Here is an 18,908-nt window from a genome sequence, read left to right on the forward strand (position 1 = left end):
CGCACCCGGTCCCCGTACGGATCAGAAGAACTCCGACCAGGGCTGGTCCCAGATCTGCTTCACGCACAGCACGACGAACAGCAGGCCCGCGACGCTCAGCATGCCGTTGCTCAGCCAACCGTTGCGCCAACTCGCGGGTGTGCGCGATGAGTTCAGGAGCCAGACCAGGGTGAGCGCCAGGAACGGCATGAAGGCCGCGCCGAGGACTCCGTAGATGATGACCAGGCGGAACGGCTGGCCCTGGAAGATCAGGGCGATCGGCGGGAAGGTCATCCACAGCAGGAACACGCGGAACGGCCAGCCCTTCTCGCGGTCGCCGCGCGCCACTTCCTCGCCGGTGACGACGCGGGAGAGCCGGTAGCGCTCGACGAAGTCGGCGAACATCAGGCTCACGCCGTGCCAGACGCCGATCAACGAGGTGAAGGACGTCGCGAAGAAGCCGACCAGGAAGAGCTTCGCCGTCGCCGTGCCGTACTGGGTCTCAAGAATCTTGGAGAGGTCGACGAGGCCCTTGTCGCCCTCGGCGATCGCCGTGTGGGAGGCGTGCAGCAGCTCCGCGCCGACGAACAGCATCGCCACGACGAAGATGCCGGTGGTGATGTACGCGACCCGGTTGTCGAGGCGCATCACCTTCATCCAGGAGGTGTTCGTCCAGCCCTTCGCGTTGACCCAATAGCCGTACGCGGCAAGGGTGATGGTGCCTCCCACGCCACCGATCAGGCCGAGCGTGTTGAGGATCGAGTCCTTCTCGTCCGGCAGGACCGGGAGCAGGCCCGCGAAGGCGTCGCCGAGGTTCGGGGTGACGCGGATCGCCAGATAGACGGTGACGACGAACATGACGCCGACGAGCACCGTCATGACCTTCTCGAAGACGCTGTACTTGTTCAGCCAGACGAAGATCAGGCCGACCACGCCGGACAGGATCGCCCACGGCTTGATCGACCAATCGGCCGGGAACACGTCGGGGAACAGCGCCTGCAGGGGCAGTCCGCTCGACGACATCGCCGCGGCGCCGTACACGAAGCCCCAGATCACCACGTAGATCACGAAGAAGTACGTGGTCCACTTGCCGAGGCTCGCCCAGCCGTCGAAGAGGGTGCGGCCCGTGGCCAGATGCCAGCGGCCCGCCGCCTCCGCGAGGCTGATCTTGACGAGGCAGCCGAGGACGGCGGCCCAGAGCAGGGTGTAGCCGAAGTTGCTGCCCGCGATGAGGGTGGCGACGAGGTCGCCCGCCCCGACGCCCGTCGCGGCGACGACGATGCCGGGGCCGATGTACTTCCAGCTGGATTTGCGGGGGCCGGGGTCGGTGGAGGTGGTGTTGCCGGTTCCTGGGGTGCCCGTGGTGTCCGCCATGAACATCAAGGGTGCGTAAAGCGGCGCCACTGGCAAGGGGGCCGGCAGCATCAACTGCCGGCCGCCGCCCCCGCTACTCCTCGAAGTACCGGTCCAGCGCCTTGTCCAGCTGGTCCGTCCACTCGGCGAGGCGGGCCTTGTCGGGGGCCTCGACGTCGTTCGGGAACCAGCGGCTGTTGGGCATGTGGACCGTCACCGTGAGCCGCTTGCGCGTGGTGCCGAACTCGACCGCGCTGATCTCGTCCCAGGTGAAGTCGGCCTCCTGGTCGTCGAGCGTGAAGCGGACGCCCTGCGCGTCGACGGTGATGGAACCGCGGCGGTCCTTGGCCTCCAGGACGGGAGCATCGGCGTCGGGCTCCACGTCCCCGGCCTCCACCTCCTCGCCCTCTTCTTCGGCCTCTTCGGGCTCCGGCGTCACCTCCTGCGCCGGCTCCTCGGCCTCCGTGGCCTCCTCGGCTTCGGACTCCCGAACGGGAGCCGTCAGACCGGGGATGTGCGCCGGGTCGAAGCCGGCACCGGTGACGGGCGTGACCTTCTCGTTCTCCATACGCTGCTCCACGGGCGGAAGTATGGCGGACAAGCCTGTGCCGCACCTCCCCCAGGGGTGGGTGCGGCACAGGCGTACGGCGTGGAGCGCCGGTCGAAGAGGCGCTAGACGAAGAGGCTGAGCACCAGGGCCACCACGAAGCCGGCGACCGAGAGGACCGACTCCAGGACCGTCCAGGAGCGCAGGGTGTCGCGCTCGGTGATGCCGAAGTACTTGGAGACCATCCAGAAGCCGCCGTCGTTGACGTGCGAGGCGAAGATGGAGCCCGCGGAGATCGCCATGATGACGAGCGCCGTGTACGGCTGCGAGTAGTCGCCGGCCTGGAGCAGCGGGCCGACGATGCCGGCCGTGGTGACGATCGCGACCGTCGCCGAACCCTGCGCGACGCGCAGCACCAGCGAGATCAGGTACGCGAGGACCATGATCGGCAGGCCGATGCTGTTGAACGTGTCGGACAGCGCCTGCGCGATGCCGCTGGCCTGGAGGACGGCGCCGAAGACACCACCGGCGCCGACGACGAGCAGGATGTTGGCGACCGGCTTCAGGGACGCGGTGGACACCGTCTCCAGGGACTTGCGGGACCAGCCGCGGCGCAGGCCGAGCAGGTAGTACGCGGCGAACAGCGCGATGGTGAGCGCCACGAACGGGTTGCCGAAGAACTCGATGACGGAGCGGAGCGTCGACGGGTCGAGGGCGATGGAGGAGAAGGTCGCGGCGAGGATCAGCACCAGCGGGATGGCGATGATCGTGAAGACGATGCCGAGCGGGACCGGGTCCTCGCGGGGCGTGATGCCCTCCTTGCGCTGCTCCTCGGCGAGCGCGGCCTTCGCCTCGTCGGCGGCCTCGACCATGTCGTGCGGCACGGGCACGAAGATCTTCTTGCCGATCCAGGCGGCCCAGGCCCACGCGGCGAGCACGGCGGGGATACCGCAGACGATGCCCATGAGGATGACCCAGCCGAGGTCGACGTGGAGCAGACCGGCGGCGGCGACCGGACCCGGGTGCGGGGGCAGGAACGCGTGGGTCATCGACAGGCCCGCGAGCAGCGGCAGGCAGTACAGCAGGATCGACTTGCCGCCGCGCTTGGCGGCCGCGTAGACGATCGGCGCGAGCACGAAGATGCCGACGTCGAAGAAGACGGGGATACCGAAGATGAGGCCGGTCAGGCCCATCGCGACGGGCGCGCGCTTCTCTCCGAAGAGGTTGATCAGGCGTGATGCCAGGACTTCCGCACCGCCGGACACCTCCAGCATCGCGCCGAGCATGGTGCCCAGGCCGATGATGATCGCGATGTGTCCGAGGGTGCCGCCCATTCCGTCCTCGATGACGGAGGTGGCGGTGGACTTCTGGACCGTGCCGAAGAGTTCGGTGACGGAGAGGCCGGCCGCGAGGCCGACGGCGATGGAGACCGTCAGGAGGGCCACGAAGGGCTGCAGGCGGGCCTTGATGATCAGGAAGAGCAGCAGCACGATGCCGAGGACGGCAACGGTCAGCAGTCCGGCCGTGCCGGGTATCAGGAGGAGCAGACCACCGGTGTGCTCAGGCGCGTCGGCGGCGGCGGACGCGAGGGGGGCGTACGGGGACATCGTTGACCTCGTAAGTACATGGGGGGATGCGGGGCGTTTCCAGCGTTTTCAGACAGGAGGGATCGCGGTGCGGCGCCCCGCGGGGCGCCGCACCGTGGCACGGAGGGGGTGGCTCAGCTCAGGACGGCGAGCGCGTCGATCTCGATGAGCAGGCCCTTGGGCAGACCGACGTAGACGGTCGTGCGGGCGGCGGGGGCCTCCTTGAGGCCCTGGCCCTCGAAGTACTCGTTGTAGATGGCGTTCATCTCGGCGAAGTGGTCCACGTCCGTCAGGTAGACGCGCATCATCATGACGTCGTCCCAGGACGCGCCGCCCTCTTCGAGGATCGCCTTGACGTTGGCGAAGGTCTGGAGCGTCTGCTCCTTGAGGGTCGGGCCCGCGGGGGTCGGGGCCTTGCCCTCCTCGGCCGGCAGGAAGCCGACCTGCCCGGCGACCTGAAGCAGGTTGCCCTTCTTGACGCCGTGCGAGAACTTCGCCGGCGGGGTGGTGTGGGTGGCGGGCGTGAGCGCGGTCTTCTCGGTCATGGCTTGCTGACTTCCTTTTGAGGGGTGGTACCGGAGTAGTCCCGGCTGATGGCTTCCGCCGTGCGGCGCACCAGCGGGAGCAGGGTGAGGAGTTCCTCGGCGGTGACGACGACGTTCGGCGCTGAGACCGACATGGCGGCGACGACCCGGCCGTCCGCGCCGCGGATGGGGGCGCCGACGCAGTTGATGGACTCCTCGTGGCCACCGAGGTCGGTGGCCCAGCCCTGTTCGCGCACCTTCTCCAACTCCCGCAGGAACGCTGCGGCGTTGGGGGTCGAACGGGCCGTGTACATGGGGTAGTCGAGCTTCTCCGCGAGGGCGCGGCGCTCGGCTTCGGAGAGGTCGGCGAGGAGCAGCTTGGCGACGGCGGCCACGGTGATGGCGACCGGCTTGCCGACGCGCGAGTACATGCGCACCGGGTAGCGGCTCTCGACCTTGTCGATGTAGAGGACCTCGTTCTCCGCGTACACCGCGAGGTGAACCGTGTGCCCGACCTTCTCGTTGAGTTCGACGAGGTGGGCGTGGGCGATCTCGCGGACGTCGAGGTTCTCGACGGCCTCCTGGGCGAGCGCGAAGAGGCGGGCGCCGAGGCGGTAGCGCTGGTCGGTCTGCCGGTAGACCAGGCCGTGCTCGTGGAGGGTGCGCAGCAGGCGCAGCGCCGTGGACTTGTGCACGCCCAGGCGGTCGGCGACCTGGCCCAGGTCGGCGGGCCCCTCGGCGAGCAGCGGCAGGATGCTGAGCGCGCGGTCGACGGTCTGGCTCATGGCGTACGTACCTCCTCTGCGGCCGGCCCGTCGGCGGCATCGGCTGCCGCCCAACCGGGGCCGACGTGCAGTGTCCCCCACCGCTCGGCGTCGAGGCCGACCAGGCGGTCCGCCCGGGCGCGGCTCGGGGGCGCGGCGAGGTCGCCGGGCTCGGTGAGGGCGACGGCGGCCCAGAGGTGGCCGTGCCGCAGCCGCTCGGCGGCGGGCAGTTCGCGCAGCGTGGCGGAGAGGAAGCCGGCGGCGAAGGCGTCGCCCGCGCCGACGGCGGCGACGACGTCGACGCGCGGGGAGGGCTCCTCGTGGCGTCCGTCGGCGTCGTACGCGACCGCGCCGTCGGCGCCGCGCTTGACGACGAGCAGGGCGGGCTCGGGGAGCGCCTCGCGGATCGCGTCGGGTCCGCCGGTGATGCCCCAGGCGTCCTCGGCCTCGTCGTCGCCGACGAACACGATGTCGGCGCCGCGCGCGAGTTCCAGGAGGACGTCGGGGCCCTCGGCGGAGCCGGACCACAGGCCGGGCCGGTAGTTGACGTCGAAGGAGACGAGGGGGCGGCCCGCGCGCGGAGCCGTCAGCTCGCGCAGCAGGTCGAGGCAGCCGGCGGAGAGCGCGGCGGTGATCCCGGACAGGTGCAGGATCCGGCCGGAGCGCAGCGCGTCCAGGTCCAGGTTCGAGGTGGACATGGCGGAGGCGGCGGACCCTGCGCGGTAGTAGGCGACCTCGTGGGCGGCGGTGGCGCGGTCGCCCGCGGTGCGGAAGTAGATGCCGGTGGGCCGGTGCAGGTCGCGGCGTACGGCTCCGGTGTCGACGCCGTACGCGCCGATGGCCTCCACGAGGTGGTCGCCGAAGCCGTCGGCGCCGACCCGGCTGACCCAGGCGGAGCGGTGCCCGGCGGCGGCGAGCACACACGCCACGTTGGACTCGGCGCCGCCGATCCCGCGATCGAACGAGGGCACGTCGGCGAGCCGCCCCGGCACGGTGGGCCGGAACGTGACCATGGACTCGCCGAGCGCGACTACATCGGCGCCATCGACGACATCGCCGGCGCTGGTCGGTACTGCGGGTCCGGTGGCGGTCACGGTGGGTCGCACTCCTCGCGGCAGGGGACTTCGGGCTCCGTTGACCCGACGTTGGCTCGGATGTTAGACAGCATGAAGCGACATACGCAATGACCGTTGCAAATGGTGCAACGGACTGCCTGGAGGAGGCGCCGTGACCGCCCAGAACGCCGAGAAGGCCGTCGAGCGCCGTACCGCTCGTCTTGAGGAGCTGGCGACGGAGCGGGTGGACTTCCGCTTCAAGGGGCTGCCCCCCGAGGCGGACGGCGCGACGGTCGGCGAGCTGGCCGCCCGCCGCCTGAACCTCTTCACGGACGGCTTCACCACGCCCGTCCTCGCCCTGTCCGCCGAGCGCCTGGAGCACAACCTCGCGCTCATGGAGACCTACTCGGCCCGGCACGGCCTCGCGTTCGCCCCGCACGGCAAGACGTCGATGGCCCCGCAGCTCTTCCACCGGCAGCTGGAGCACGGCGCGTGGGGCATCACCCTCGCGGTCCCCCACCAGGTGCGCGTGGCACGGGAGTTCGGCATCGACCGGATCTTCGTGGCGAACGAGGTCGTCGACCCGGCGGCGCTGCGCTGGCTCTCCAAGGAGCTGGACGCGAATCCCTCCTTCCGCTTCATCTGCTACGTCGACTCCGTGCACGGCGTCGAGCTGATGCAGGCCGCCCTGACCGAGGCGGGCGCGAACCGCCCGGTCGACGTCGTGGTGGAGCTGGGCGCGGGCGACGCCGCGCGCACCGGTGCCCGCACCGAGGCGGACTGCGCGGCGATCGCCGACGCGGTGGCGGCCGCGGACAGGCTGCGGCTCGTGGGTGTCGCCGGATACGAGGGCGAGGTGCCCGACGCGGACGGCGAGCGGGTGCGCGCCTGGCTGCGCCGACTGGTCGCGCTGGCCGCGGAGTTCGACAAGGCGGGCCGTTTCGCCGGCCTCGACGAGATCGTGGTGAGCGCGGGCGGCTCCGCGTGGTTCGACGCGGTGGCGGACGTGTTCGCGGAGATCCCCGAACTGGGCGCCCCCGTCCTGAAGTTGCTGCGCTCGGGCGCGTACGTCTCGCACGACGACGGGCACTACCGGCACCTCACCCCGTTCAACCGGGTCCCGGAGGAGGGCGCCCTCGAGCCGGCGTTCCGGCTGTGGGCGCAGTTCGTCTCGCGGCCGAACGAGGGGCAGGCGTTCACCAACGCGGGCAAGCGGGACGCCGCGTACGACATCGACCTGCCGGAGGCGCAGGTCGTGCGGGACGCGCGGACGGGCGAGGTCCGTGAGGCCTCAGGCGTGACCGTGTCGGGGCTCTCCGACCAGCACGGGTGGGTTCGCACTGAGCCGGGCGCGGACGTCGAGGTGGGCGACTGGCTCGGCATGGGTCTTTCGCACCCGTGCACGTCCTTCGACAAGTGGCAGCTGATCCCCCTGGTGGAGTCCGACGGCACGGTCGTCGACTACATCCGCACGTACTTCTAACCAGTCCGCGGCCGACGCCTTACGGGCGTCGGCCGCACCCGACTTGGGCAATCGCCGCCTTGGGCGGCGGGTGGGCAGGGCGACCCCCGGCGCCGCGCGCCGACACGACGGCCCCACCACGGCACCGCCACGGGGCTCCGCCCCGGACCCCGCTGCTCAATCGCCGCAGGGGCTTGAATTGAGAGAGGCACCCCAAATGGACCTGGTCATCCGCGACGCGCGCGTCATCGACGGCAGCGGCAGCGCTTCGTACCGAGCCGACGTGGCCGTCACGGACGGCCGGATCGCCGAGATCCGACGCGAGGGAGACGGCCCCCGCCCCACCGCGGAGCGCACCGTCGAGGCGGACGGCCTCGCCCTCTCCCCCGGCTTCATCGACATGCACGCGCACAGCGACCTCGCCGTGCTCCGCGACCCGGACCACAGCGCGAAGGCCGCCCAGGGCGTCACCCTCGAAGTCCTCGGCCAGGACGGCCTGTCCTACGCCCCCGTCGACGACCGCACCCTCGCCCAGGTCCGCCAGGCCATCACCGGCTGGAACGGCGACGGCTCGGACATCGACTTCGACTGGCGCACCGTCGGCGAGTACCTCGACCGCATCGACCGCCAGGGCATCGCGGTCAACGCCGCGTACCTCATCCCGCAGGGCACCGTCCGGATGTACGCGGTCGGCTGGGACGACCGGGACGCGACGCCGGCCGAGCTGGAGCGGATGAAGCAGCTCGTCGCCGAGGGCATGGAGCAGGGCGCCGTCGGCATGTCCTCCGGCCTCACCTACACCCCGGGCATGTACGCGAAGGACGCCGAACTCACCGAGCTGTGCCGGGTGGTGGCCCAGTACGACGGCTACTACTGCCCGCACCACCGCAGTTACGGCGCCGGCGCCCTCGACGCGTACCGGGAGATGGTGGAGCTGACCCGCACCGCGGGCTGCTCCCTGCACCTCGCGCACGCCACCATGAACTTCGGCGTGAACAAGGGCAAGGGCGTCGACCTGCTGGCGCTCCTCGACCAGGCCATCGCGGACGGCGCCGACATCAGCCTGGACACGTACCCGTACACCCCGGGCGCGACCACGCTCGTGGCGATGCTGCCGAGCTGGGCCAACGAGGGCGGCCCCGACGCCACGCTCGCCCGCCTCAAGGACGACGGCACCGCCGAGCGGATCCGCCACCACGTCGAGGAGATCGGCGCCGACGGCTGTCACGGCGTGCCGATCGAGTGGGACAAGATCGAGATCTCGGGCGTCTCCGACCCGGGCCTGGCCTCGTGCGTCGGCAAGACCGTCGCGCAGGCCGCCGCCGAGCGCGGCGAGGCCCCCTGGGTCACCGCCCGCCGCCTGCTGATCAACGACAACCTCGGCTCGTCGATCCTTCAGCACGTGGGTCACGAGGACAACGTCCGCGCGATCATGCAGCACTCCGTGCACACCGGCGGCAGCGACGGCATCCTCCAGGGCTACAAGCCGCACCCGCGCGCGTACGGCACGTTCCCGCACTACCTCGGCCACTACGCCCGCGACCTGGGCGTCATGTCCCTGGAGGAGACGGTCGCCCATCTGACCTCGCGTCCGGCGGCCCGGCTGCGGCTCCCCGACCGCGGCCTGGTCCGCGAGGGGTACCGCGCCGACCTGGTCCTGTTCGACCCGGAGACGGTCGCCGCGGGCTCCACGTTCGAGGCGCCGCGCACGCTGCCGGTCGGCATCCCGCACGTGCTCGTCGACGGGCAGTTCGTGGTCGAGGACGGCAAGCGTACGGACGTCCTCGCGGGCCGCTCGGTGCGCAGGACCGTCTGATCACCGCACCTCGTTGATCACCGCACCCCGTGCGGCCGGAACTGGACGCTGATCCGGCCTCCGGCCGCACGCGCGGACTTGGGGATCGCGTGCTCCCAGGTCCGCTGGCAGGACCCGCCCATGACGATCAGGTCGCCGTGACCGAGTGATCTGCGCACGACCGGACCGCCGCCTCCGACCGGCCGCAGCGCCAGGTCGCGCGGCGTGCCCACCGACAGGATCGCGACCATCGTGTCCTCGCGGGCGCCGCGCCCGATCCGGTCGCCGTGCCAGGCGACGCTGTCCCGGCCGTCCCGGTAGTAGCACAGGCCCGCCGTACTGAACGGCTCGCCCAACTCCCGCGCGTAGTGCGCGGACAGCGCGTCGCGCGCCGTGTCGAGCACGGGGTGCGGCAGCCGCTCCCCCGCCCCGTAGAACCTCAGCAGCCGCGGCACGTCGACCATCCGCTCGTACATCTGCCGCCGCTCGGCCTTCCACGGCACGCCGCCCGCGAGCCGTTCGTACAGTTCGTCGGCCCCGCTCAGCCAGCTCGGCAGCACGTCGATCCAGGCCCCGTCGCCGAGCACGGTGCGCCGCACGGCGTCGAGCGGCCCGAGCACCGCCTCCTCCGCCTGGTCGAACAGCGATCCCTGAAGCATGCCTCCACCGTAGCGAATGTTTCGAACATACGCGCGAATGAGCACGTCGTGTCGTCCGTCGGGGGAAGGGCGTGGCCCATCTCACCCGCCCCGCGGACCCGCCGCATCAAAGCCGCGGCCACCCCGGAACCCGCCGTTCCGGAGGTATCCGGCACCCCGTGCCACCGCTTCCGAAACCCGCGCCGCCCGCACCCCTCCACCGGCCGACAAACGGTGCGCGGCATCCCGAAACGCGGCCGTAAAGTTTGGGGATGCAGCTCATCCAGTCGACCAAGCTCTCCAACGTCTGCTACGAGATCCGGGGCCCGGTTCTCGAGGAAGCGATGCGGCTGGAGGCGGCAGGGCACCGCATCCTGAAGCTCAACACCGGCAACCCGGCGGCGTTCGGCTTCGAGTGCCCGCCCGAGATCCTCGAGGACATGCTCCGCAACCTCGGGGACGCGCACGGCTACGGCGACGCGAAGGGCCTGCTCGCCGCCCGCCGCGCGGTGATGATGCACTACCAGATCCTCGGCGTGGAGACCGACGTCGAGCACGTCTTCATCGGCAACGGCGTCTCCGAGCTGATCGTGATGGCCATGCAGGGCCTGCTCGACGACGGCGACGAGGTACTCGTCCCGGCCCCCGACTACCCGCTGTGGACCGCGGCCGTCTCGCTCTCCGGCGGCACCGCCGTGCACTACCGCTGCGACGAGCAGTCGGACTGGATGCCGGACCTCGCCGACATCGAGCGCAAGGTGACCGACCGCACCAAGGCGATCGTCATCATCAACCCCAACAACCCCACCGGCGCCGTCTACAGCGACGAGATGCTGCGCGGCATCACCGACATCGCCCGCCGCCACAACCTCCTCGTCTGCTCCGACGAGATCTACGACAAGATCCTCTACGACGGCGCCACGCACACCCCGACCGCCGCCATCGCGCCGGACCTGATGACGCTCACCTTCAACGGCATGTCGAAGGCGTACCGGGTGGCCGGCTACCGCGTCGGCTGGATGGCGATCTCCGGCCCGCGCGCGCACGCGGAGTCGTACATCGAGGGCCTGACCATCCTGGCGAACATGCGCCTGTGCGCGAACATGCCCGGCCAGCACGGCGTCGTCGCGGCGCTCAGCGGACGCCAGACGGTCAACGATCTGGTGCTGCCCGGCGGACGCCTCAAGGAGCAGCGGGACGTCGCCCACGAGCTGCTCACGCAGATCCCGGGCGTGACGTGCGTGAAGCCCAAGGGAGCCCTGTACCTCTTCCCGCGGCTCGACCCGAAGGTCTTCAAGGTCAAGGACGACCGGCAGATGGTCCTCGACCTGCTGCGGGCCGAGAAGATCATGGTGGTGCACGGCACCGGCTTCAACTGGCCGGAGCCCGACCACTTCCGCGTCGTCACGCTGCCCGACACCCGGCAGCTGACCGAGGCGGTCACCCGGATCGGGAACTTCCTGGACGGCTACAGCCAGCCGTGACGCCGGCCGTCGCGCCGGTGGTGACACTCCTACTTTGGACAGGTTCTAGTTTAGACAGAATCTAAGGTACGATGGAGGCCAAGCTGACACGCATGCCCTGGAGGCCTCCCATGTACGAGCCGATCCGCACCAAGTCGGTCCACTCGACGGCGGCCGACAGCGGCGAGTTCCCGCACCGCTCCCGCGAGGAGGAGCTGGACATCCAGCTCGCCGGCCATCTGGCCGCGCTCCTCGCCGTGACGGACGAACTGCGCCACCTCACCCCGGGGGACGACCTGGACGAGGCGGCGGAGGCGCTGGCCGCGCAGGTGGCGCGGCTGCGCGGGGGCCTGATGCCGGTCCGCGCGTCGGTGGCCGCCGCGATCCACGAACCCGGCCTCGACGCGCTGCACCAGCGGGCGCACGCCCTCGCGGGCCGCGCCCTGGTGGTCGCCGCCTCGCGGGCCGACACCGCCGCCGCGATCCTGGCGGCGCAGCGCATGGAGGCCCACGCACTCGTCGCTGCCTAGCCACAACCGAGTGGGCCCCCGCACGCGGCGCGTGCGGGGGCCCACTCGGTTGTTCCGCCCGTCAGCCGAGCCGGTCCACGAGCTTGCGGTACTCGTCCCACAGCTCCGTCGGGGTGTGGTCGCCGAACGTGTTGAGGTGCGCGGGAACCAGCGACGCCTCGTCGCGCCAGGCTTCCTTGTCCACCGTCAACAGGAAGTCCAGGTCGGCGTCGGCCAGTTCGAGGCCGTTCGTGTCCAGGGACTCCTTGGTCGGCAGGATGCCGATCGGCGTCTCGACGCCCTCGGCGCGGCCGTCGAGGCGGTCCACGATCCACTTCAGGACGCGGGAGTTCTCACCGAAGCCGGGCCACACGAACTTGCCGTCCGCGTTCTTCCGGAACCAGTTGACGTAGTAGATCTTCGGGAGCTTGGTGGCGTCCTTGTCGGCACCGACCTTCACCCAGTGCGCCATGTAGTCGCCCATGTTGTAGCCGCAGAAGGGCAGCATGGCGAAGGGGTCGCGGCGCAGCTCGCCGACCTTGCCCTCGGCGGCGGCGGTCTTCTCGGAGGCCACGTTCGCGCCGAGGAAGACGCCGTGGTTCCAGTCGAAGGACTCGGTGACCAGCGGCACTGCCGAGGCGCGGCGGCCGCCGAAGAGGATCGCCGAGATCGGCACGCCCTTCGGGTCCTCCCACTCGGGCGCGATGATCGGGCACTGCGACGCGGGCGTGGTGAAGCGCGCGTTGGGGTGCGCGGCCGGGACGCCCGACTCCGGGGTCCAGGAGTTGCCCTTCCAGTCGGTGAGGTGCGCCGGGGTCTCCTCGGTCATCCCCTCCCACCAGATGTCGTTGTCGTCGGTGAGCGCGACGTTCGTGAAGACCGAGTTGCCCCACAGGGTCTTCATGGCGTTGGCGTTGGTGTGCTCGCCGGTGCCGGGCGCGACGCCGAAGAAACCGGCCTCGGGGTTGATCGCGTAGAGCCGGCCGTCCTCGCCGAACCGCATCCAGGCGATGTCGTCACCGATCGTCTCGACGGTCCAGCCGGAGATCGTGGGCTCCAGCATCGCGAGATTCGTCTTGCCACAGGCGCTCGGGAAGGCGGCGGCGACGTACTTCGACTCACCGGTCGGCGGGGTGAGCTTGAGGATCAGCATGTGCTCGGCGAGCCAGCCCTCGTCGCGCGCCATGACGGACGCGATGCGCAGGGCGTAGCACTTCTTGCCGAGCAGGGCGTTGCCGCCGTAGCCGGAGCCGTACGACCAGATCTCGCGGTCCTCGGGGAAGTGCGAGATGTACTTCGTGGAGTTGCACGGCCACGGCACGTCCGCCTCGTCGGGACCCAGCGGGGCGCCCAGCGTGTGCACGGCCTTCACGAAGAAGCCGTCCTCGCCCAGCTCGTCGAGGACCGGCTGGCCCATCCGGGTCATCGTGCGCATGGAGACGGCCACGTAGGCCGAGTCGGTGATCTCGACGCCGATCGCGGACAGCGGCGAGCCGAGCGGCCCCATGCAGAACGGGACGACGTACATGGTCCGTCCGCGCATCGAGCCGCGGAAGATCCCCCCGTTCCCCTCGTTGCCCCGGAAGATCTCCCGCATCTCGGCGGGGGCCTTCCAGTGGTTCGTGGGGCCGGCGTCCTCCTCCTTCTCGGAGCAGATGTACGTACGGTCCTCGACCCGCGCGACATCGGACGGGTCGGAGGCGGCGTAGTACGAGTTGGGGCGCTTGATGGGGTCGAGCTTCTTGAACGTGCCCTTCTCGACGAGCTCCTCGGCGAGGCGCTCGTACTCGGCCTCGGAGCCGTCGCACCAAACCACACGGTCCGGCTGCGTGAGTTCTGCGATCTCGTTGACCCACGAGATCAGTTCCTGGTGCTTGGTCGGGAGGGTGTCCAGGGAGGGAGCCGCGATGTCGCGCGCCACGATCGCTCCTAAATGAGGGGTTCTGAGGTTGATGCCCCGTGGGGGCTGCGACCCGGACGCTGCGCCTCCCAGTCCACTGGAGCTCAGTGGGCGCTCATCCGGTGCCGACCGCACTCATTTGATCATCCGACCGAAACGCCCATCTGTCCAGGGGGCCTCACAAGTGAGCGAAGTGAGCATCGCCACTCGACCGGTCCGTTACCTACGGTCGCGTAGGTACCATGCGGGGATGAGCGTCGCCACCGAGCAGCCCGAAGTGCCCGCCGTCCAGCCGACCGCACTGAAGCCGAGACTGCGCGGCTGGCTGCACGCGGGGATGTTCCCCGCCGTGCTGATCTCGGGCCTCTTCCTCACGGCTCTCGCCGACTCGACGCGCGGCCGCGTCGCGTGCGGGATCTTCGTCCTCACAGCCTGCCTGCTGTTCGGCGTGAGCGCGCTCTACCACCGCGGCAACTGGGGGCCGCGCGCCGGCGGCGTACTGCGCCGTCTGGACCACGCGAACATCTTCCTGATCATCGCCGGCACGTACACGCCGCTGACGATGCTGCTGCTGCCTGGCACCAAGGGGCAGTGGCTGCTGTGGGGCATCTGGGCGGCGGCCGCGGCGGGGATCATCTTCCGCGTCTTCTGGGTCGGCGCCCCGCGCTGGCTCTACACGCCCTGCTACATCGCGATGGGCTGGGCCGCGGTCTTCTTCCTGCCGGACTTCATGCGCACGGGCGGCATCGCGGTGCTCGTCCTGGTGATCGTCGGCGGCCTGCTCTACAGCGCGGGCGGCGTCATCTACGGCATCAAGCGCCCGAACCCCTCACCGCGCTGGTTCGGCTTCCACGAGGTCTTCCACTCGCTGACCCTGGCGGCGTTCGTCGTGCACTACGTCGGCATCTCACTGGTGGCGTACCAGCACGGCTGACACTCACCCCTCCCCCTCACACCCAGGCCGCGGCCCACCAGCCGCGGCCTTTTCGCGCGCCCGATCGGCTTGATTTCGAAGGAGACTCGTAATTGACAGACACTAGAAATTGAGAGTTACTGTCATTTCATGGCTACTGTCACTCAGCACATGGAGCCGCGCCCCGCCCCGAGGCGCTGGTGGGCCCTGGGGGCCCTGGTCGCGAGCATGCTCGTGCTCGGCTTCGACATGACGATCCTCAACGTCTCGCTGCCCACGATCGCCGGAGACCTCGGCGCCACCACGGGCCAGCAGCAGTGGATGGCGGACGCGTACATCGTGGTGTTCGCCGCGCTGATGCTCCCGGCGGGACTGCTCGGCGACCGGTTCGGGCGGCGCCGGATGCTGATCGGCGGGCTCGGCGTCTTCCTCGCGGCGTCCGTCGTGGGCGCGCTCGCGAGCGATGTGACCTGGGTGATCGTGGCCCGCGCGCTGATGGGGGTCGGCGGCGCGTTCGTCATGCCGCTCGCGATGTCGGTGATCCCCTCGCTCTTCGCGCGCGAGGAGCAGACGAAGGCCATCGGCGCCATCTCGGCGGCCTCCGCCCTCGGCCTGCCGCTCGGCCCGATCGTCGGCGGCTGGCTGCTCGACCACTTCTGGTGGGGCGCGGTCTTCGTGCTCAACGTGCCGATGGTCGCGATCGGCATCACCGCCTGCCTGTTCCTGCTCCCCGAGAGCCGGGACCCGGCCGCCCCGAAGGTCGACGCCCTCTCCACGGCGCTCACCACGCTCGGCCTCGGCGCCCTCATCTACGCGATCATCGAGGGCCCCGAGAAGGGCTGGTCGAGCGTCGTGGTCATCGGCGGGTTCCTGGCGGCCGTCGTGCTGATCGGCGCGCTGGTGCTGCGCGAGCGGCGCGTCGAGCGCCCCATGCTCGACCTCACGCTCCTCGCCCACCGCGGCTTCCTCACCAACACCCTGGCGGCGACGCTCGGCATGTTCATCCTGGCCGGCCTGCTGTTCCTGCTGCCGCAGTACCTCCAGGCGGTGCTCGGCATCGACTCGTTCGGCACCGGTGTGCGGATCGTGCCGATGATGGGCGGAATGCTGCTCGCGGCGAAGCTGGCGGGGCCCCTGGTCACCAAATTCGGCGCGCGGGCCGTGGTCTGCACGGCTCTGGTGGTCCTCGCCTTCGCCGCGTTCCTCGGGGCGCGCACCACCGTCGACTCCGGGTACGGCTTCACGGCGCTGTGGCTGTCGATCGCCGGGGTCGGCGTGGCCTTCGCCATGATCCCCGCGATGGGCGGCGCCATGGCCGCGCTCTCCAAGGACCAGGCAGGTCGCGGCTCGGGCCTGCTGTCCACGGTGCGGCAGACCGGCAGCGCGCTCGGCGTGGCCCTGCTCGGCGCCGTCCTCTCCGGCGCGTACACGGCCAAGCTCGGCACGGCGGGGCTGCCCGGGGCGGCGGCGGACGCGGCCCGCGACTCGGTGATCGGCGCACACGTCGTCGCGGCGAAGCTCGGCGATCCGGCGCTCACGGCCTCGGCGAACAGCGCGTTCGTCCACGGCATGAACCTGGCCCTCGCCGTCATCGGCATCGTCGCCCTGGCCGCGGCGCTCCTGACGGCGGTGCTGCTGCCCGGCCCCGCCGAGGCCGGCCCCGCCCCCGCCCCGGAGGTGGTCCCGCTCGGCACCGATGCCTGAGAATGAGCGCCATGGCGGCCTCAGCACAGCGGCCCGCGGAGCCCAGGATCGGGCTCCGCGAGCGCAAGAAGATCAAGACCAGGACGGCGATCCGTGAGGCGACGTACCGCCTGATCATGGATCAGGGGTACGACGCGACGACGGTCGAGCAGATCGCCGAGGCCGCCGACGTGTCGCCGTCCACGGTCTTCCGCTACTTCCCGACCAAGGAGGACATCGTCCTCACGGACGAGTTCGACCCGATCCTGGAACGGGAGCTGCTGAAGCGGCCCCAGGACGAATCGATCGTCGACTCCGTGCGGCACGTCGTCGACCGCAGCCTGGAAATCGCCTTCGCGGACGAGGACCCCGAGGTCACCCGGCTGCGGATGCGCCTCCAGGTGGAGACGCCCGCGGTCCGCTCCCGAATGATGGAGTCCATGTCGGTGACCGGCAGGCTGATGTGCCGGGTCATCGCCGAGCGCACCGGCCGGGACGCCGCCGACCTCGAAGTCCGGGTCTACGCCATGGCGCTGGTCGGTGCCCTGATGCAGGCCACGATGTACTGGGCCGAGCACGACCACAAGGGCGACCTGCGCGAGCTCGTGCTGCGCGCCCTCGACACGGTGCAGCACGGGCTCTGACGTCCGCGGCCCCGCTACGCCTGCGTCTCCCCCAGCATCCGCTTCAGCTCCTCCGCGTCGGTCACCGGCGCGTCGCACACGAAGTGGCGGCAGACGTAGGCCGCCTCCCGCCCGTCGACGAGCGGCCGGTCGGCCAGCAGCGGCAGTTCGTCGCTGCCCTCCTCACCCGCCGCGACGACGGCCCCGGGAGCGGTCCCGGTGAGCGCCGCGTGGTGCAGCCGCCCCCCGGCCTCCCCCACGACCGCGATCTCGCGCGGACCGTCGAGCAGCGCCTCGGCGACCGCCAGCCCGTTCCCGATGAACCGCGGCGCCCGCGGGCCCAGCGCTTTGACGACGCCGAGGGCGCGCTCGGCGGCGGTGCGGTGCGGCTCGGAGCCGGTGTGCGCGGCGTACGACAGGAGGGCGCCCGCCGCGGCGCTCCAGCCGGAGGGCGTCGCGTTGTCGGTCGGGTCCTGGGGGCGACGAATGAGCTGCTCGGCGTCGGACGCGGTGTCGTAGAGCGCGCCGCTCTCCGGGTCCGTGAACCGGTCGATGACGTGGTCGAGCAGGAACCCGGCGAACTCCAGCCAGACGCCCTCGCCGGTCACGGACGCGAGCGCGAGGAAGCCCTCGGCGACGTCGGAGTAGTCCTCGAGGACACCCGCGTTGGCCCCGACGCGCCCGTCCTTGCTGGTCCGCGCGAGCCTGGCGAGCGGGTCCATGTGCAGGCGGACGAGCAGGTCGCCCGCGCACACGGCGGCGTCCACGAGGTCCTGGCGGCCGAAGTACGCGCCCGTCTCGGCGAGCGCGGCGATCGCCAGCCCGTTCCACGCGGCGACGACCTTGTCGTCCCGGCCGGGGGCGGGCCGCCGGGACCTGGCCTCGCGCAGCCGCTCCCGGATCCGCTCGGTCTGCCCGGCGTCGAACACCCCGTCCTCCTGCGGAAGCTGGAGCACGGAGGCGCCCTCCTCGAAGGTGCCCTCGGCCGTGACGCCGTAGTAGCGGGCGGCAGCCTCCGCGTCGGCCTCACCGAGCACCTCGCCGAGCTGCTGCGGCGTCCACACGTAGTACGCGCCCTCGACGTGCTTCCCGCTGACCGGGTCCTCGCTGTCGGCGTCGAGCGCGGACGCGAACCCGCCTTCGTTGGTCCGCAGCTCGCGCACCATGAAATCGGCGGTCTCCAGAGCGACCCGCTTGGCCAGTTCGGAACCGGTGGAGCGCCACAGATGCGCATACGCACGGCACAACAGCGCGTTGTCGTACAGCATCTTCTCGAAGTGCGGCACCGTGAACTCCCGGTCCACGGAGTACCGCGCGAACCCGCCGCCGAGCTGGTCGTAGATCCCGCCGCGCGCCATCCGCTCGCAGGTGTCCACGGCCATCTGCAGCGCGCCCTCCGCACCGGTACGCGCGTGGTGCCGCAGCAGGAACTCGATCACCATGGACGGCGGGAACTTGGGCGCGCCGCCGAAGCCGCCGTACGTCGCGTCGTACTCGCGCGTGAGCCCGAGCAGCGCCTGCGCCAGCTCGTTCTCGCCCGGCAAATCCGTGTTCCCGTACGGCAGTTCCCTCGCGGCCAGATCGGCGGTGATCTTCCCCGCGACCTCGGTGACCTCACCGTGCCGCTCGGTCCAGGCGTCCCGTACGCCGTGCAGGACCTGCGTGAACGAGGGCATGCCGTGGCGCGGCTCGGGCGGGAAGTACGTACCGAAGTAGAACGGCTCGGCGTCCGGCGTCAGGAACACGGTCATGGGCCAGCCGCCCTGCCCGGTGGCGGCCTGCACGGCCTCCATGTAGACGGCGTCGACGTCGGGGCGCTCTTCGCGGTCGACCTTGATGTTGACGAAGTTCTCGTTGAGGACGGCGGCGGTGGCCTGGTCCTCGAAGGATTCGTGAGCCATTACATGGCACCAGTGACAGCTCGAATACCCGACGCTGAGCAGCACCGGCACCCCGCGCCGCTGCGCCTCCGCGAAGGCCTCGGCCGACCAGGGCCACCAGTCCACCGGGTTGTCGGCGTGCTGGAGGAGGTAGGGGGACGTCTCATGGGCCAGTCGGTTCGGCATGTCTCCCATCCTCGCTCATGGTGGTGCGGGTCGCGTCTCTGATCGCCG

General features: G+C 70.8%; 16 protein-coding genes. 7 read left to right on the forward strand and 9 right to left on the reverse strand.

Annotated features, from left to right (window positions below; genetic code table 11):
- Positions 1-21: 21 nt before the first annotated feature.
- The 6 genes from ACIA8D_RS00440 to ACIA8D_RS00465 all read right to left on the reverse strand — a co-directional run bounded on the left by ACIA8D_RS00440 (position 22) and on the right by ACIA8D_RS00465 (position 5,847).
- Positions 22-1,353, reverse strand: a complete 1,332-nt coding sequence (locus ACIA8D_RS00440) for an Nramp family divalent metal transporter (RefSeq protein WP_399227698.1) — start codon at positions 1,351-1,353, stop codon at positions 22-24.
- Positions 1,354-1,426: 73 nt separating this feature from the next.
- Positions 1,427-1,912 carry a hypothetical protein gene (locus ACIA8D_RS00445; RefSeq protein WP_399227699.1) on the reverse strand — a complete coding sequence of 162 codons (486 nt, stop codon included), beginning with the start codon at positions 1,910-1,912 and terminating at the stop codon, positions 1,427-1,429.
- 92 nt (positions 1,913-2,004) lie between these two features.
- Complete coding sequence (locus ACIA8D_RS00450; protein ID WP_399227700.1) at positions 2,005-3,486, reverse strand: GntP family permease; 1,482 nt, start codon at positions 3,484-3,486, stop codon at positions 2,005-2,007.
- A gap of 113 nt (positions 3,487-3,599) precedes the next feature.
- Entirely contained in the window at positions 3,600-4,010 is a 411-nt protein-coding gene (locus tag ACIA8D_RS00455) for a RidA family protein (RefSeq protein ID WP_399227701.1), read from the reverse strand.
- Complete coding sequence (locus tag ACIA8D_RS00460) at positions 4,007-4,774, reverse strand: IclR family transcriptional regulator (RefSeq protein WP_399227702.1); 768 nt, start codon at positions 4,772-4,774, stop codon at positions 4,007-4,009. Before ACIA8D_RS00460 ends, ACIA8D_RS00455 begins: the two co-directional genes overlap by 4 nt.
- Positions 4,771-5,847: a sugar kinase gene (locus tag ACIA8D_RS00465; protein ID WP_399227703.1), complete on the reverse strand. Its 1,077-nt coding sequence runs from the start codon at positions 5,845-5,847 to the stop codon at positions 4,771-4,773. The genes ACIA8D_RS00460 and ACIA8D_RS00465 overlap by 4 nt, the downstream gene beginning before the upstream one ends.
- Positions 5,848-5,980: 133 nt before the next feature.
- On the opposite strand from ACIA8D_RS00465, the gene ACIA8D_RS00470 reads away from it, so the two are divergent.
- Together ACIA8D_RS00470 and ACIA8D_RS00475 are read left to right on the forward strand one after the other, a co-directional pair.
- Positions 5,981-7,291: an amino acid deaminase gene (locus ACIA8D_RS00470; protein ID WP_399227704.1), complete on the forward strand. Its 1,311-nt coding sequence runs from the start codon at positions 5,981-5,983 to the stop codon at positions 7,289-7,291.
- A gap of 196 nt (positions 7,292-7,487) precedes the next feature.
- Complete coding sequence (locus tag ACIA8D_RS00475; RefSeq protein WP_399227705.1) at positions 7,488-9,086, forward strand: amidohydrolase family protein; 1,599 nt, start codon at positions 7,488-7,490, stop codon at positions 9,084-9,086.
- 17 nt (positions 9,087-9,103) lie between these two features.
- Here the strand turns inward: ACIA8D_RS00475 and ACIA8D_RS00480 are convergent, their stop codons facing one another.
- Entirely contained in the window at positions 9,104-9,724 is a 621-nt protein-coding gene (locus ACIA8D_RS00480; RefSeq protein ID WP_399227706.1) for an alpha-ketoglutarate-dependent dioxygenase AlkB, read from the reverse strand.
- A 251-nt stretch (positions 9,725-9,975) separates the two neighbouring features.
- On the opposite strand from ACIA8D_RS00480, the gene ACIA8D_RS00485 reads away from it, so the two are divergent.
- A complete protein-coding gene (locus ACIA8D_RS00485; RefSeq protein WP_399227707.1) occupies positions 9,976-11,187 on the forward strand; it encodes a pyridoxal phosphate-dependent aminotransferase in 1,212 nt (403 codons plus the stop codon).
- Positions 11,188-11,297: 110 nt separating this feature from the next.
- Positions 11,298-11,696, forward strand: a complete 399-nt coding sequence (locus ACIA8D_RS00490; protein ID WP_399227708.1) for a hypothetical protein — start codon at positions 11,298-11,300, stop codon at positions 11,694-11,696.
- A 61-nt stretch (positions 11,697-11,757) separates the two neighbouring features.
- Here the strand turns inward: ACIA8D_RS00490 and ACIA8D_RS00495 are convergent, their stop codons facing one another.
- Complete coding sequence (locus tag ACIA8D_RS00495) at positions 11,758-13,596, reverse strand: phosphoenolpyruvate carboxykinase (GTP) (protein ID WP_399227709.1); 1,839 nt, start codon at positions 13,594-13,596, stop codon at positions 11,758-11,760.
- A gap of 229 nt (positions 13,597-13,825) precedes the next feature.
- On the opposite strand from ACIA8D_RS00495, the gene ACIA8D_RS00500 reads away from it, so the two are divergent.
- The 3 genes from ACIA8D_RS00500 (at position 13,826) to ACIA8D_RS00510 (ending at position 16,815) form a co-directional block, all read left to right on the forward strand.
- A complete protein-coding gene (locus ACIA8D_RS00500) occupies positions 13,826-14,509 on the forward strand; it encodes a hemolysin III family protein (RefSeq protein ID WP_399227710.1) in 684 nt (227 codons plus the stop codon).
- A gap of 129 nt (positions 14,510-14,638) precedes the next feature.
- Positions 14,639-16,192 carry a DHA2 family efflux MFS transporter permease subunit gene (locus ACIA8D_RS00505; RefSeq protein WP_399227711.1) on the forward strand — a complete coding sequence of 518 codons (1,554 nt, stop codon included), beginning with the start codon at positions 14,639-14,641 and terminating at the stop codon, positions 16,190-16,192.
- An 11-nt stretch (positions 16,193-16,203) separates the two neighbouring features.
- Positions 16,204-16,815 carry a TetR/AcrR family transcriptional regulator gene (locus ACIA8D_RS00510; protein WP_399227712.1) on the forward strand — a complete coding sequence of 204 codons (612 nt, stop codon included), beginning with the start codon at positions 16,204-16,206 and terminating at the stop codon, positions 16,813-16,815.
- Positions 16,816-16,829: 14 nt separating this feature from the next.
- Here ACIA8D_RS00510 and ACIA8D_RS00515 read toward each other — a convergent pair whose 3' ends face one another.
- On the reverse strand, positions 16,830-18,860 hold the full coding sequence (locus tag ACIA8D_RS00515; RefSeq protein WP_399227713.1) for a thioredoxin domain-containing protein: 2,031 nt from the start codon (positions 18,858-18,860) through the stop codon (positions 16,830-16,832).
- Positions 18,861-18,908 lie beyond the last annotated feature (48 nt).

Source organism: Streptomyces sp. NPDC051684, from assembly GCF_044453445.1.
GTDB lineage: Bacteria > Actinomycetota > Actinomycetes > Streptomycetales > Streptomycetaceae > Streptomyces.

Bases quoted from the DNA above. Each gene is read 5' to 3' on its own strand.
- ACIA8D_RS00475 (WP_399227705.1), top strand. From the start codon at position 7,488: ATGGACCTGGTCATCCGCGACGCGCGCGTCATCGACGGCAGCGGCAGC.
- ACIA8D_RS00505 (WP_399227711.1), top strand. From the start codon at position 14,639: ATGGCTACTGTCACTCAGCACATGGAGCCGCGCCCCGCCCCGAGGCGC.
- ACIA8D_RS00450 (WP_399227700.1), bottom strand. From the start codon at position 3,486: ATGTCCCCGTACGCCCCCCTCGCGTCCGCCGCCGCCGACGCGCCTGAG.
- ACIA8D_RS00490 (WP_399227708.1), top strand. From the start codon at position 11,298: ATGTACGAGCCGATCCGCACCAAGTCGGTCCACTCGACGGCGGCCGAC.
- ACIA8D_RS00500 (WP_399227710.1), top strand. From the start codon at position 13,826: ATGAGCGTCGCCACCGAGCAGCCCGAAGTGCCCGCCGTCCAGCCGACC.
- ACIA8D_RS00515 (WP_399227713.1), bottom strand. From the start codon at position 18,860: ATGCCGAACCGACTGGCCCATGAGACGTCCCCCTACCTCCTCCAGCAC.
- ACIA8D_RS00510 (WP_399227712.1), top strand. From the start codon at position 16,204: ATGGCGGCCTCAGCACAGCGGCCCGCGGAGCCCAGGATCGGGCTCCGC.
- ACIA8D_RS00460 (WP_399227702.1), bottom strand. From the start codon at position 4,774: ATGAGCCAGACCGTCGACCGCGCGCTCAGCATCCTGCCGCTGCTCGCC.
- ACIA8D_RS00480 (WP_399227706.1), bottom strand. From the start codon at position 9,724: ATGCTTCAGGGATCGCTGTTCGACCAGGCGGAGGAGGCGGTGCTCGGG.
- ACIA8D_RS00485 (WP_399227707.1), top strand. From the start codon at position 9,976: ATGCAGCTCATCCAGTCGACCAAGCTCTCCAACGTCTGCTACGAGATC.
- ACIA8D_RS00440 (WP_399227698.1), bottom strand. From the start codon at position 1,353: ATGGCGGACACCACGGGCACCCCAGGAACCGGCAACACCACCTCCACC.
- ACIA8D_RS00455 (WP_399227701.1), bottom strand. From the start codon at position 4,010: ATGACCGAGAAGACCGCGCTCACGCCCGCCACCCACACCACCCCGCCG.